Origin of the sequence: Sphingobium sp. Cam5-1 (assembly GCF_015693305.1) — a bacterium.
In the GTDB taxonomy this organism is placed as follows: Bacteria; Pseudomonadota; Alphaproteobacteria; order Sphingomonadales; family Sphingomonadaceae; genus Sphingobium.
The window spans coordinates 622,645-636,558 of record NZ_CP065139.1; the positions used below are offsets into that span (position 1 = coordinate 622,645).

The following is a 13,914-nucleotide window of genomic DNA, read 5'->3' on the forward strand; positions in this document are numbered from 1 at the left end:
ACCCTCCTACGCCCCGCTGATCAGCGGCGGCCATTGAAAAAACCCGAAATTTGATGCCAGGTCTTGGCGCCCGACAACATGCCCCGGCGCAGCGAATCCTTGCCCAGCACACGCATATGCGGGATTGAACTCATCAGGTCGTAGCGGGCCGATCCTTCGCTCATGCCCTCTGCCAGCACCTTGCAGACGATATGCGACGGCGTGACGCCAAAGCCCGAATATCCCTGAACAAAGAAAGCGTTCGGGCGGCCGGACAAGGTCCCGATCTGGGGAAACAGATTGGCGCTGCACGCCATCGGCCCGCCCCAGGCATACTCAATCTTCACATCCTTAAGATAAGGGAAAGTTTTGAGCATCAACGGCCGTGTCCAGGCGGCGATGTCGGACGGAAAATATTCGACCATCTGTGTGGCCGATCCATAAAGCAGACGGTTGTCAGCGGTGACGCGATAATAGTCGATCACCGGCCTGATGTCGCTATAGGCGCCCCGGATCGGACTGATACGCTGGATCAGTTCATCCGGCAGCGGCTCGGTCGCGATCTGATAAGCATAGGTGTTGATCGTCTTCCCGTATATTTCCGGTTCCAGACCGGCCAGGAAACTGTCGCAGGCCCAGAGCAGCTTGGACGCCCGGACGCTGCCTGCATTGGTGCGGACGGTGATGCGGTCGCCATATTCGACGCTGATAACCGGGCTGTTTTCGAATATCCGCGCGCCATGACCCACTAGAGCCATGGCTTCGCCAAGCAACAGGTTCAGCGGATGGACATGGCCACCGCCCATATGCTTGATAGCGCCAGCGAACAGGTCCGATCCGATCACCTTCTGGACGTCCTTGCCCACCAGCAATTCTATATCCTCGCCGGGGCTGGCGGCACGAAATTCATCGACCCAACCGCGCAGCGTTTTGAGTTGGCGATCATTGTAGGCGAGATAGGCGTAACCGCGCTGGACGGCGGCATCGATGCCATATTTTTCCGCCCGCCCGCGCAGAATGCCCGCGCCCAGGCTGGCAATGTCGAACAGCGTCTCCAGCCCTTCCTTGCCGACATGCCGTGCGACCTTGTTGATGTCGTGACCGATGCCCGCCATCACTTGCCCGCCATTACGGCCCGTGCCGCCATAACCCAGATGGCGCGCTTCCAGGACGACGCTGTTGGTGAAGCCTTTCTCGGCAAGTTCAAGCGCGGTGTTGATGCCTGAAAAGCCACCGCCGATCACGACGATGTCGGCGTCGATGTCCTGCGTCAGGCGGGGATATTGAACGTCATATTTTTTCGTGGCCGTGTAATAATTGAGGGCGTCCAGCCGCCGCATCACCTCTTCCATCGACCCTCTCCCCAAAGTTCAGGAGAAAATCTGGCCCGGAAATGATCGCACCGATATGGCAGGTCGCGACAAGGAAATGGCAAAATGCGCCAACGGCTGTGTAACGGACGGGGCGAGTTTTATCCCCCGCGCACCACCTTCCGTCCCCGCACCAGGGAGCGCCCGGTCCAGTTCCGATAGGCACGAGACAATACCGACCGCTCCGAATAGCCGAGCGCCTGCGCCAGCCCCGCTACATTCCCCCGTCCTTCGTCGCCCAGCCGCGCATCTGCCAGCCGCGTGCGGTGATCGCGCAGCAACTGACGTAGCGAAGTTCCCTCCTCCGCCAGACGGCGTTGCAGGCTACGAGCGGGAAGACCCAGCGCGGCTGCGATCCCCTCCAGCGTGATCGGGCGCTTGTCGAGATACATGGCGATCAGCCACTCAACGCGTCCGGCATAGCTATCCTCCGCCAGATGGACCTGGAGCAGTTCGGTGACGTGCCGTTCCAGCACGTGCAACAGGTCACGATCCTCCACACGGTTGATCCGTTCGACATCCTGCTTCGCCAGCAGCAATCCGTTCGTAGGCTGATCGAACAATATTGGCGCACGGAACAATCGGCGCAACGGCCCGGGGTCCGCTGGCGCGGCATGTTCGAAATGCACCTCGATCGGCCACCATGGGGTTGTCAGGCAGCTGCGGATCAGCTCGCAAGTCGCCATCACCGCATATTCCGCGTCCTGCCGCCGGGGCCATATCCGCGGGTCGTGGATCCGGTACGCCCACAACATATGCTCGCCCGCGTTCAGAAGACCGGAGGACGTCGATGTCTGAAAGGCGGGCAGGTAGCGGCCCATGCGCGCGAAGGCATCGCCAAGCGTGCCCGACAGGGAAAAGAGCAATCCGGTAGGGCCAATGTCGGCGGGCCGGAAACAGCTGCCCATCTCCGCGCCCAAATGCGGCGCGTCGAGCAGGTCGGCGGCGTCCTCCAACAGCGCGACATAATGGGCGAGTGGCATGATCGCGTAAGGATCGAGCAATCCGGCAAGGGCAACCTCGTGCCGGGCCAGCAGTGCGGCGACCTTTTCATCATCCTTGTCGATCCGCTCAAGCAGGCGTTGAACGCTCACCGCCCTGATGGTCGGAACCTGCGGCGCGCCTGATGATTTTCGCTGCGGCAATGTCGTGCCCTCGCCTTTATTTTCGCGACGCGGTTCGCGTCTGTCCATCATGAAAATGCCAATCGCGGAAACAGAAAACCAGATAGAGATCCATCCCTTGAATAATTTATCATGATAAGTTATTGCGGCCAACATCTAAGCAGAAGGATGGCCGCGAATGACATATGCTGGCGCTATCATAGCTGGGTCGCCTGAATATGGCGAAACGCTGTCCACTATAGCGAATCCCGCGACCGGGGATGCGGCGGGGGCGGTTGCCACGGTCGATGCTGCGGCATGCGAACGCGCAATCGCGGCGGCGCGTGCCGCCTTCGCCGGATGGGCTGCGACGCCCGATGCGGATCGGCAGGCCGCTGTTGCCCGCTGCGCCGACATCATCGAAGAGCATGCCGAAGACCTTGCCCGGCTGCTGACCGCCGAACAGGGCAAGCCGATGAATGGCATGGGCTCGCGTTTCGAAGTGGGCGGCGCGGCAGCGTGGACGCGGCATACGGCAGGTCTCGTGCTGCCGGTCGAATATGTGCAGGACGATGAAGCCGCGCACATCGCAATCCATCGCCGTCCGCTGGGCGTGGTCGCGGCAATTACGCCGTGGAACTGGCCGCTGATGATCGCCATCTGGCAGATCATGCCCGCGATCCGCGCCGGGAACACGGTGGTGATCAAGCCGTCGCCCTTCACCCCGCTGACCACCTTGAAGCTGGTCGAATTGTTCCAGGCGGCGCTGCCGCCCGGCGTCCTTAACGCCGTTGCTGGACCCGATGCGCTTGGCGGCCTGCTGACCAGCCATCCCGACATCGCCAAGGTCTGCTTCACAGGGTCCACAGCGACGGGGCGCAAGGTGATGGCGAGCGCCGCGCCGACGCTGAAGCGCCTGACGCTGGAGCTGGGCGGCAATGATGCGGGCATCGTCCTGCCCGACGCCGATCCGCACGCCATTGCCGAAGGGCTGTTCTGGGGCGCGTTCATCAACAATGGACAGACCTGTGCCGCGTTGAAGCGCTTGTTCGTCCATGACAGCATCTATGATGCCGTGTGCGATGCGCTGGTCGCCTATGCCGCGTCGGTCAAGACCGGCCCCGGCACGGAGGAAGACAGCCTGCTCGGCCCGCTGCAAAATGACATGCAGTTCCGCAAGGTCGCCCGACTGGTCGATGAAGCGCGCGCGGACGGCGCTCGGGTGTTGACCGGCGGCAGCCCGATGGCGGGCGCAGGCCTTTTCTATCCCGTCACTCTGGTCGCCGATGCAAAGCCCGGCATGGCGCTGGTGGACGAGGAACAGTTCGGCCCTGCGCTGCCGATCATCCGCTATTCCGATGTCGGCGAAGCGATCGCCGCCGCCAATGCGGCGGAGGTCGGCCTGGGCGGGTCGATCTGGTCGTCTGACATCGATCGCGCCCGCGACCTCGCGCTGCAACTGGAATGCGGCACCGCCTGGGTCAACAAACATGGCGCGATCCGTCCCGACACCCCCTTTGGCGGGGTCAAGGCGTCGGGCTTCGGCGTCGAGTTCGGGCCACATGGCCTGAGTGAATTTCTGTCCTTTCAGGTGCTGCATGACTGAAGCGGCCCTTTCATCCCGGAGTTTGCCGATGACTGACAAGCGCGCCCTTGCCATGGCGGCGATCGACCGTTTCACCGCTGCCCCGCTGGGCCATTTCATTGGCGGCAAGCCGATCGCGGGGGAAGGGACGCTGTTCGACATACTGGAACCGGGCACGGGCGATGTGCTGGGCCAGTGCGCCGATGCAACCGAAGCGCAGCTGGAGGCAGCGGTCGCCGCCGCGAGTGAGGCGTTTCCCATCTGGGCGGCCACCCCGGCTGACGAACGGCGCAGGGTCCTTAACCGCATGGCAGACCTGATCGTGGCTCATGCGGACGAGATCGCGGCGGTCGAGTGCCTGGATGCCGGCCAATGCTGGCGCTTCATGTCCAAGGCGGCGCTGCGCGGGGCGGACAATTTCCGCTTCTTCGCCGACCGCGCGCCCACCGCCGCTGACGGGCAGGCACTGTCGGCGCCCGATCATCTTAACTACACCACCCGCAAACCGATCGGCCCGGTCGCGGTCATCACCCCGTGGAACACGCCCTTCATGCTATCCACATGGAAGATCGCGCCCGCCCTGGCGGCGGGATGCACGGTGGTGCACAAGCCTGCCGAATGGTCGCCCTACTCGGCGCGGCTGCTGGTCGAAATCGGGGCGGAAGCGGGGCTGCCCGCAGGCGTGTTCAACGCGGTCAACGGCCTTGGCGAAACCACCGGCCGCCGCCTGACCGAACATCCGGGCATCAAGGCCATCGCCTTCGTCGGGGAATCCTCCACCGGCAGCGCGATCATGCGACAGGGCGCACAAAGCCTGAAGCGGGTGCATTTCGAACTGGGGGGCAAGAATCCCTGCATCGTGTTCGACGATGCCGATCTGGATGCGGCGCTGGATGCGGCGATATTCATGATCTATTCGCTCAATGGCCAGCGCTGCACATCCTCGTCCCGGCTGCTGGTTCAGCGCAGCATCTACGATGCCTTCGTGGCGAAAGCGGCCGATCGGGTGAAGGCACTCAAGGTCGGCGACCCGTTCGACCCGGCGACAGAGGTCGGCCCGCTGATCCACCCGCGCCACTTCGCCAAGGTCGCAAGCTATGCCGGGATCGCTGTAGAGGACGGCGCGACCATCGCCGCTGGCGGCAGGCCGATCGATGGAACGTCAGGCTTCTTCTTCCAGCCCACGCTCTTCACCCAGGCCGAACAGTCGATGCGCATCGCGCGCGAGGAAATCTTTGGCCCGGTGCTGACGGCGATCCCCTTCGACGATGAAGCCGACGCGATCGCCAAGGCTAATGACGTCGATTACGGGCTGGCAGGCTATGTGTGGACCCGCGACCTTGCCCGGTCGCTGCGCGTGTCGGAAGCGCTCGACGTCGGCATGGTGTGGGTGAACAGCGAGAATGTCCGCCACCTCCCCACCCCGTTCGGCGGGGTGAAGGCAAGCGGCATCGGCCGCGACGGCGGCGACTGGAGCTTCGACTTCTACATGGAGACGAAAAATGTCGCCCTCGCGCGCGGCACGCACCAGACGCCGCGACTGGGGGTCCAGTGACACTGGACCTGAGGCCTGACGCTTGTCTGATCGGCGGTGAGTGGCGCAGCGGCAGCGAATGGCTGGAGGTTCGCAATCCCGCCGACGATAGCCTGATCGCGCGCGTGCCCGCCATGGGTTCGCGGGAGACGCAGGGAGCGATCGCGGCGGCGGCGGATGCGCTGCCCGGCTGGGCCGCCCTCCCCGCCTCCGCGCGCGCCGATGCGCTTCGCCGCTACCATCAGCTGGTCATGGAGCATCAGGAGGAGCTGGCGCGCATCCTGACCGCCGAACAGGGTAAGCCGCTGGCCGAGGCGCGGGGCGAAATCGCCTATGCCGCCAGCTTCCTCGAATGGTTCGCGGCCGAAGCCATGCGCGCCTATGGCGAAGTCATCCCGGCGACGCAGGCGGACCGCCGCATCATGGTGATCAAGCAGCCGGTGGGCGTGGTCGCCGCGATCACGCCATGGAATTTCCCGGCGGCGATGATCACCCGCAAGCTCGCGCCCGCGCTGGCGGCGGGATGCACCATCGTGATCAAGCCCGCCGAACAGACGCCGCTCACCGCCTTCGCGCTGGGCGTCCTGGCGCAGGCGGCGGGCATCCCGCCGGGCGTGGTCAACATCGTCACGGGCGACCCCGTGGCGATCGGCGGCGCACTGACGGCAAGCCCCATTGTGCGCAAGCTGAGCTTCACCGGATCGACCCGCACCGGCGCGCTGCTCTATGCACAATGTGCGCCTACCGTGAAGAAGCTCAGCCTTGAACTCGGCGGCAACGCGCCCTTCATCATATTCGACGATGCAGATATCGACGCGGCGGTGGCGGGCGCGATGATCGCCAAGTTCCGCAATGGCGGCCAGACCTGCGTCTGCGCCAATCGCTTCTATGTCCAAACCGGCATCTACGATCGCTTCGTCCAGGCCTTCGCCGCCGCTGCCGCCGCGCTGACGGTCGGCCCCGGCGACGCGCCCGGCACCGCGATAGGCCCGCTGGTCGATGATGCGACGGTCGCCAAGGTGACGGCGCTGATCACCGACGCCAAGGCGAAGGGCGCGGTGCCGGTAGGCACGGAGAGGCCTGTCGAAGGCCGGTTCATGCCCCCCATGATCCTGGCCGACGCGGCGCCCGGCATGCGCCTTTTAGAGGAAGAGATTTTCGGCCCCGTCGCCCCAGTCATGCGCTTCACCGATGAGGCGGAGGCCATCCGCCTGGCGAATGCGGTGCCCGATGGCCTTGCCGCCTATGTCTATACAAGCGACCTCGCGCGCAGCTGGCGCGTGGGTGAAGCGCTGGAGGCCGGGATGGTGGGCGTTAACACCGGCGCGATCTCCACCGAGGTCGCGCCCTTTGGCGGCATCAAGATGTCGGGCCTTGGCCGCGAAGGATCGCGCCATGGGCTTGACGATTATCTGGAACTCAAGACGATGACGGTCGCGCTATGACGGGCTGGCCGTCAGCGGTCCGGGGAAAAGCGTTCGAGCGCCTTGGCCAGTTCACGCGCTTCGGCAATGAAGTCGCGCAGCCGCTTCTCGCCAAAAGCTTCGGCATAGGCGGACAGCATGGGCACCGTATAAACCGCGGTGCCCTCCACCAGCTTCCGCCCTTCGTCGGAAATGGAAATGACCGACCGGCGGCCATCGTTCGGATCGATGCTGCGAACGACCCACTGGCGTTCGGTCAATTCGCGCAGGATGCGCGTGACGGTGGGGGCATAGAGCAAGGCTTCCTTGGCGATGCTGCTTGCGTCCAGCTCATCGACTTCGGCCAGTACGCGCAGCACGCGCCATTGCTGTTCGGTCACATTCGCTTCCCGCAGGATCGGACGGATCGGCGCCATCACCGCTTCGCGCGCCGCCAGCAACGTGCCCGCCAGCGATTGGGAATATCTGGTCAGTCCCGCCTTTGCCTTCGCCACGTCCACCCCCTTCAGCGGAAGCCCCGGTTGATTCCGGTGCAACCGCTTCCCCTGTTACCCTGTGCCCGCGAGAGGACAAGATGATGATTTGCAATGGGCACATCTATGGGGTGGTCCTGAACGACCGGGACGAGTTGACCCGGCTCGCCCCGGACTTTCACGAAAAGCCCTATCTCGCACCTCCAGCGGCGCCGGTGGTCTTCATGAAACCTGCGGTCACTTTGTCGCGCGGCACCGTGCGGCTCGAACCGGGGCGGAGCGCCGTGGCGGCGGCGACGGTCGCGCTACTGATCGCGCGGGACACGACCGGGGTGAGCGCGCAAGACGCGCTGGACTGTGTCGGCGCGGCCGCCATCGCCGTCGATATCGCCTACGGACAGGCCAATTATTATCGGCCTGCCATTGCGCAACGTAATGCCGATGGCTTCCTGCTGATGGGAGCATGGCGATCGCCGACTCTGCCTGATCGGGTCACGACTTTTGTGGATGGCAAAGTGGCGCATGAATGGCCGCTCGACCGCCTCGTGCGCGCACCGGGCCAACTGATCGCGGACATATCTGCCTTCCTGACGATGCGGGCAGGCGATGTGCTGCTGATTGGGCTGCCCGGCGACGCCCCCGAAGTGGAGGCGGGCATGGCTTTACGCGCGGAGGCGGCGGGTTTCGACCCGGCCACTGCTCTTGTTGAGGAGTATGCACGATGAAGCGTACGCGCATCTATCATCGTGGCCGGGACATATGGGCGCGGGTGTCGCAGGACGAACAAAGCCTGATCCTGCCCGATGGATCGTCTGTCCCCGCCGCGTCCGCGCAATGGCTGCCGCCGGTCGTCCATGGCGCGGCAGTCTATGCGCTGGGCCTCAACTTCGCCGATCATAACAAGGAACTAGGCTTTGCCCCGAAGCTCGCGACGCCGCTTGTGTTCATGAAGGGCGGCAATTGCTTCGTCGGGCATGAAGGCGACACGCCCCGCCCCGCCGACGGCAACCAGATGCATCCCGAATGCGAACTGGTGGCGGTGATCGGTCGGCCCGCGCATAACGTGGCGGAGGCCGAAGCGCTGGCCTGCGTCAGCGGCTACACCGTCGCCAACGACTATGCGATCCGCGAATATCTGGAAAATTACTATCGGCCCAATGCGCGAGTGAAGAACCGTGATGCGACGACGCCGATCGGCCCATGGATCGTCGATGCGGCGGACGTGCCCGACCCGCAGGCGCTGAAGCTGACGACCCATGTGAATGGCGAGCTGGTTCAGGACGGCACGACCGCCGACATGATCATGTCCGTGGCGGATCTGGTCGCCTATCTGTCGCGCCACACCACATTGATGCCCGGCGACATGATCCTGACCGGCACGCCGCAGGGCGTTCATTTCTGCGCGCCCGGCGATACGGTGGTGACGCAGGTGGAAGGCGTCGGGCGGCTGGTCAATCATCTGGTCGCAGGCTGAAGGAAGGAGAAGGCGCATGGCCCATGCAACTGTCGAATATACCGCCAATATCGAGGGCGCGTTCGACCTGGACGCGCTACTCGCCCTGATCGCGCGCCACATGCGCGAGGAAGCTGGCGGTGTGTTCCCCGTCGGCGGCATCCGCGTGCGCGGCATCCGGCTGGACCATTATGTCATCGCCGATGGCAAAGGGCCTGACGACGCCTTCGTCAATATCGACGTGAAGATGGGCGCGGGACGCCCAGCCGAGTTCCGCCAGAGCTATTTCGATGCCCTGTTCACCGCCATCCGCACCTTTCTGGACCCGCTGTTTGCGCAGCGTCCGCTGGCGCTGTCCATGTATGTGGAGGAAGCAGAAGGCTGGAAGGCGAACAGCATTCACCAGCGACTGCAAAAGGCGGGCGTAGTTCACGGCGCATAGGTTTTTGAGGAAAAGGAGTGCCGCAATGGGCAAGGTTTCACTGGTGGCCAAAATCACCCATGTGCCGTCCATGTATCTGTCGGAACTGGATGGCCCGCACAAGGGCTGCCGCGAGGCCGCGATCGAAGGGCATCGGATCATCAGCCGCCGATGCCGGGAGCTGGGTGTTGACACGCTGGTCGTGTTCGACACGCACTGGCTGGTGAATTCAGGCTATCATGTGAACTGCTCGGCACGGTGGGAGGGCGTCTATACCTCCGGCGAGCTGCCGCATTTCATCAAGGACATGCCCTATGCCTGCAACGGCAATCCGGCGCTGGGCGAACTGCTGGCGGCGGCGGCCACACAGGCGGGGGTGCATACGCGCGCGCATCAGATCGCGTCGCTGGAGCCGGAATATGGCACGCTGGTGCCGCTGCGCTACATGAACCCGGACCAGCATTTCCGGGCCGTGTCGGTGTCGGCGCTCTGCATGGTGCATACCCTTGAAGATTCCATGACACTCGGCCGCGCCATGCGCGAAGCGGTGGAGCGCGACTATGATGGCAATGTCGCCTTCCTCGCCAGCGGGTCGCTCTCCCACCGCTTCGCCCAAAATGGCGAGTCCGAAGAATATAGGGACAAGATCTGGAGCCCGCTGCTCGAAGCCGTCGATCGGCGCGCCGTGGAAATGTGGGAACAGGGCGAATGGCGCAGCTTTGTCGGCATGTTGCAGGACTATGCCAGCAAATGCCATGGCGAAGGCTTCATGCACGACACCGCGATGATGATGGGCGTGCTGGGCGGCGCCGACTATACTGGCAAGGCCGAGGTCGTGACGCCCTATTTCCCCTCTTCGGGTACTGGACAGATCAACGCCATCTTTCCGGTTTGACGCGCTGATACTCTCCTGTGCTCCTGCCGCGCAGGAGCGCCTATTCTTCCGGGATCAGTTAGCGTCGGCGAAAGCGCCATGGGGATGGATCATGGTGACATGCCGCTTGCGCAGCGGCAGGATCAACAGGACAAAGCTGAGCAGGAAGCAACCGATGCAAACGGCTTCCACCAGGGTGAAATCGCCGCTGCCAATCAGGCGTCCCGACAGGATCGGCCCGCCCCCCAGGCCGACCATCTGCACGGCGATCGCGGCGCGCATCATCAGGCCCTTGCCGTCCATCTCGTTGACCGCGCCCAATATGAAGGGCTGCACCATATTCCAAAGGAAGTTGAACCCGCACACCCCAATCAGGAACACCGTGGCGCCCGGCTTGCCGATCAGCATGCCTATGCAGGCGACGCCGCCCAATATTCCCGCCGCGAAGACGGACATGCGTCCAATCCGTTCGGCGAGCACAATGGCGGCAAGCGCGCCGCCCACCGCCACGACCTGAGAGATGAAGAGGGCGTCGGCAACCTTTTGTTCGCCAAGGCCAGCCGCAATGCCGATCAGGAACAGGTTCGCCCATGCGATGCCCTGCGCCAGATTATAGACCAGAACGCCGGTAAGCGCAGAAACCATGAGCAGTCCAGACGATCGCGGCGCGACCTGTCCTTCGTGCCGATCGGCGTCACTGGACGATCGCGGCAAAAAAGGCGCGCAACCAATGGACAGCAACGTCACCGCCATGAAGATCAGGAATATCCCCTTCAGCCCGATCGTCGCGAACAGCATCGGCGCCTGCCATATGCCGAACGCGCCGTAAGCGAGCAGGAGGACGAGATAATAAGCCAGATTGCGGTCGGTGCGCCGGGTCAGGCCCACAAAGCTGAAACTCAGGCTGATGACCCCGCCCTCGCCCAACCCGGCGAGGAATCGTGCTGCGCCGAAGCCGCTTCCTCCCGCCGTCACCGCCGAGGCCAGATTGCCCGCGCCCGCGACCAGCAGGCATCCGATGGTCAACATGCGCCAGTCGAAGCGGTTGCCCACGAACGCCAATATGACGGTCATCAGCGCGACGGCCGACATCTCGATCCCGGCCAGGTCCACCGCCTGCGCCTCGGTCAAGTGGAGCTGCGTGACGAAACCCTGGACCAGCGCGGGCTGCACGATGAAGGACAGGACGCCGATCGTCCCCAACAGGACAAAACTGGCGATGGCCAGCGGATGGTCGGGGTGGGATCGATCGCGCGCCGGACTCCGCATCACAGGGACACCCGCACCGTCGCGCCATAGCTGGCGGGCGGCGCATAATAGGATGTCGTGCCAAGGATGCCGAGGTTCAGGGTATAGGCCCGATACTGCTCGCCAAAAACGTTCTTGCCCCATAGCGATATGTCGAACCGCTTGCTTGGATCGGTCCAGCTGACCGACGCGTTCGTCACATTATAGGCGGGCTGGACGGAAGAGGCGGCATTGGTGACTTCCAGGAACTGCTTGTCGTACCAGGCTCCATCGACCTGCACCGCGCCCGTGCCTGCGCCGACGTCGAAATCATAGCGGACAAGGTAGTTCAGGCTGAACCGTGGCGCGTTGGGGAATTCCGCGTTCCTGACGGTCGCATCGGGAAAGACGCAGCGGAAGGCCCCGCCGATATTGGTGCAATATTGCGCGTCCGGCGCGCCGGGGAACAGTTCCGGCCCGATCTGTTCACCCGCGGCGCGCACGGTCTTGACCTTGGACGTTTCCCAACTGCCGCCCAGCATCATGTTCAGATGGTCCACCGGCTGCCAGGTAAGTTCAACTTCCGCGCCGGTCGCGAGCGCATCGCTGTTCGACACTTGCGGCGTGCCGCCGATCATGGCGAACGCCTGATAATCTTCGTAAATATAGTGGAACAGCGTGGCGTTGACCCGCAATTTCTGATCCGGGGTCGACAGCTTCGCGCCGAGTTCGAAACTGTGCAAGGTTTCGGGCTTATGCTGGAACAGTTCCGCCGTCACGGTCGGGGCGAGCGTCCAGTTTCCGCCCTTGATGCCGCGATTATAGGACGCGAACAGCAACAGGTCGCGATTGGGCTTGTAATTGATCGACACGCGCGCGGCGTAATCGCCATGGCTGATGCGGTTCGCGCCGGGCCGCTGGCTTGCAAATGTTTCGTCCGTCGCAAGTGTCTGGTCCGGAAAACCCGTGTCGCTGAGCGTCGAGACATAGTCCATGGACTTCGTGTCCTTGGAATAGCGCAGACCCGCGATCAGCGACAAGGTGGGCGACAACTGATATTCGCCCTGCCCGAACACGGACCAGTTCTTCGACACCAGCGAATAGCGTTCAAGCACGCGCGGAGCGTTGGCCGAACCATTCAGGTCGATAGCGTTGCCGATCACGGGCGCGCCGATCGTGGTCATCGTCCCCTTGGTGCGCATGTCGAGATAATAGCCGCCGACCTGCCACTTGAGCGGACCGGACTCGCCCGACAGGCGCAATTCCTGCGAAATCTGGTCATATTTGGCGGTCGTGCCGAACACGATCACTTCGATCGGCAGGCCATCACCATCCTCCAGATAGTCTTTCTTGAGACTGGTATAGTTGGTGATCGACGTCAGTTCGACATCGCCCAGCTTCCAGGTGACGTTCGCCTGGCCGATATGAACGCGGCGATTGAGGTGCCCCGCCGTGCCGGAGAAATTGTCATAGGGCGACGCTTTCGCTCCGGTAATGCCATTGACGACGCCGCCAGGACCGTTGGTCAGCCCCGCGGAGTTGACCCGGCAATAGCCATTCGCCTCGAACACGCAATTTTCGAAGGAATAGGCGCCGGTCGGCACTTCATGGTCGCGCGAATATTTATACCATAGTTCGACCATCAAGTCGGGCGTCACGTCGATCTGCGTTGTCGCGCGCAGGGAAAAGGCGTTCTGCCCGCCGACATCTTGTCCAGAACTGACCAGACCATTGGCAGCGTCGGTGTCCTTCGCCTTGATATAGTTGCCGCCCAACGCCCGACGCATGGACAGGCGAGCGCGCCAGCCTTCCGCAATCTGCCCGCCCACGGCGCCTTCCAGCGAGCGCTGCCGGAAACGGCCATAGCTGCCCTCGACATAGCCGTTCAGGTCGCGGTCGGTCGCGCCATGGCTGAGATAATGGACAACGCCGCCCGTAGCGTTGCGTCCGAACAACGTGCCTTGCGGGCCGCGCAGCACCTCCACCCGTTCGATGTCGAACAATTGTCCGCTGATGCCGTTGATCGAACCCATATAGGCATTGTCGGTATAGACGGCGACAGGTGCTTCGAGATAGTCGGTGAAGTTGTTCTGAGAAATGCCGCGCAGGTTGAATATCGTCACATTGGGCGACCATGCATTGATGTGCATCGCCGGGATCTGCTGCGTGATTTCAGTAGTGTTGGTGATGCCCAGCTTCTTGAGTTGATCGCCGGAATAGGCAGAGATCGACACTGGTACGTCGCGCAGGCTCTGCTCACGTTTCTGCGCGGTAACGGTGATTTCGCCGAAGGGACTGGTTGGCATGAGCGCTGGATCGGACTGAGGCAGTGCGGAAGCATCCTGAGCCATGACTGGCTGACTGCACAGCATCATCGCTATCAAGGATGCCGAGCTTAGCCGTGAAGCAGACCAAGTCATCATCATTTTTCCCCCTATTTTAGCCGTATCGTGTTCAGCGTCACCTTGGTT

The 13,914-nt window shown here is 63.2% G+C and carries 12 protein-coding genes; 7 read left to right on the forward strand and 5 right to left on the reverse strand.

Annotated features, from left to right (window positions below; genetic code table 11):
- Positions 1 to 20: 20 nt before the first annotated feature.
- Both IZV00_RS16830 and IZV00_RS16835 read right to left on the reverse strand, forming a co-directional pair.
- A complete protein-coding gene (locus IZV00_RS16830; protein ID WP_230463393.1) occupies positions 21 to 1,331 on the reverse strand; it encodes an NAD(P)/FAD-dependent oxidoreductase in 1,311 nt (436 codons plus the stop codon).
- Positions 1,332 to 1,450: 119 nt separating this feature from the next.
- Entirely contained in the window at positions 1,451 to 2,545 is a 1,095-nt protein-coding gene (locus tag IZV00_RS16835; protein ID WP_196226778.1) for an AraC family transcriptional regulator, read from the reverse strand.
- A 106-nt stretch (positions 2,546 to 2,651) separates the two neighbouring features.
- On the opposite strand from IZV00_RS16835, the gene IZV00_RS16840 reads away from it, so the two are divergent.
- The 3 genes from IZV00_RS16840 to IZV00_RS16850 are packed head-to-tail and all read left to right on the forward strand — an operon-like array spanning position 2,652 to position 7,016.
- On the forward strand, positions 2,652 to 4,058 hold the full coding sequence (locus tag IZV00_RS16840; protein ID WP_196226779.1) for an aldehyde dehydrogenase family protein: 1,407 nt from the start codon (positions 2,652 to 2,654) through the stop codon (positions 4,056 to 4,058).
- Positions 4,059 to 4,086: 28 nt separating this feature from the next.
- Positions 4,087 to 5,592, forward strand: coding sequence for a 5-carboxymethyl-2-hydroxymuconate semialdehyde dehydrogenase (gene hpaE / locus IZV00_RS16845; protein ID WP_196226780.1), 1,506 nt, complete (start codon positions 4,087 to 4,089; stop codon positions 5,590 to 5,592).
- On the forward strand, positions 5,589 to 7,016 hold the full coding sequence (locus IZV00_RS16850; RefSeq protein WP_196226781.1) for an NAD-dependent succinate-semialdehyde dehydrogenase: 1,428 nt from the start codon (positions 5,589 to 5,591) through the stop codon (positions 7,014 to 7,016). The genes hpaE and IZV00_RS16850 overlap by 4 nt, the downstream gene beginning before the upstream one ends.
- An 11-nt stretch (positions 7,017 to 7,027) precedes the next feature.
- Here the strand turns inward: IZV00_RS16850 and IZV00_RS16855 are convergent, their stop codons facing one another.
- Complete coding sequence (locus IZV00_RS16855) at positions 7,028 to 7,489, reverse strand: MarR family transcriptional regulator (protein WP_230463394.1); 462 nt, start codon at positions 7,487 to 7,489, stop codon at positions 7,028 to 7,030.
- 80 nt (positions 7,490 to 7,569) lie between these two features.
- On the opposite strand from IZV00_RS16855, the gene IZV00_RS16860 reads away from it, so the two are divergent.
- The 4 genes from IZV00_RS16860 to hpaD are packed head-to-tail and all read left to right on the forward strand — an operon-like array spanning position 7,570 to position 10,237.
- Positions 7,570 to 8,193, forward strand: coding sequence for a fumarylacetoacetate hydrolase family protein (locus IZV00_RS16860; RefSeq protein WP_196226782.1), 624 nt, complete (start codon positions 7,570 to 7,572; stop codon positions 8,191 to 8,193).
- Positions 8,190 to 8,942, forward strand: a complete 753-nt coding sequence (locus IZV00_RS16865) for a fumarylacetoacetate hydrolase family protein (RefSeq protein ID WP_196226783.1) — start codon at positions 8,190 to 8,192, stop codon at positions 8,940 to 8,942. Before IZV00_RS16860 ends, IZV00_RS16865 begins: the two co-directional genes overlap by 4 nt.
- Positions 8,943 to 8,958: 16 nt before the next feature.
- On the forward strand, positions 8,959 to 9,363 hold the full coding sequence (locus tag IZV00_RS16870) for a 5-carboxymethyl-2-hydroxymuconate isomerase (protein WP_196226784.1): 405 nt from the start codon (positions 8,959 to 8,961) through the stop codon (positions 9,361 to 9,363).
- A gap of 25 nt (positions 9,364 to 9,388) precedes the next feature.
- Complete coding sequence (gene hpaD, locus IZV00_RS16875) at positions 9,389 to 10,237, forward strand: 3,4-dihydroxyphenylacetate 2,3-dioxygenase (RefSeq protein WP_196226785.1); 849 nt, start codon at positions 9,389 to 9,391, stop codon at positions 10,235 to 10,237.
- Between the two features lie 54 nt (positions 10,238 to 10,291).
- On the opposite strand, the gene IZV00_RS16880 is transcribed toward hpaD, so the two are convergent.
- Positions 10,292 to 11,485, reverse strand: a complete 1,194-nt coding sequence (locus IZV00_RS16880; RefSeq protein ID WP_196226786.1) for an MFS transporter — start codon at positions 11,483 to 11,485, stop codon at positions 10,292 to 10,294.
- The gene (locus IZV00_RS16885) at positions 11,485 to 13,794 is read right to left on the reverse strand and encodes a TonB-dependent receptor (protein WP_196226787.1); all 2,310 of its coding nucleotides are present in this window, start codon (positions 13,792 to 13,794) and stop codon (positions 11,485 to 11,487) included. Before IZV00_RS16885 ends, IZV00_RS16880 begins: the two co-directional genes overlap by 1 nt.
- Between the last annotated feature and the right edge of the window lie 120 nt (positions 13,795 to 13,914).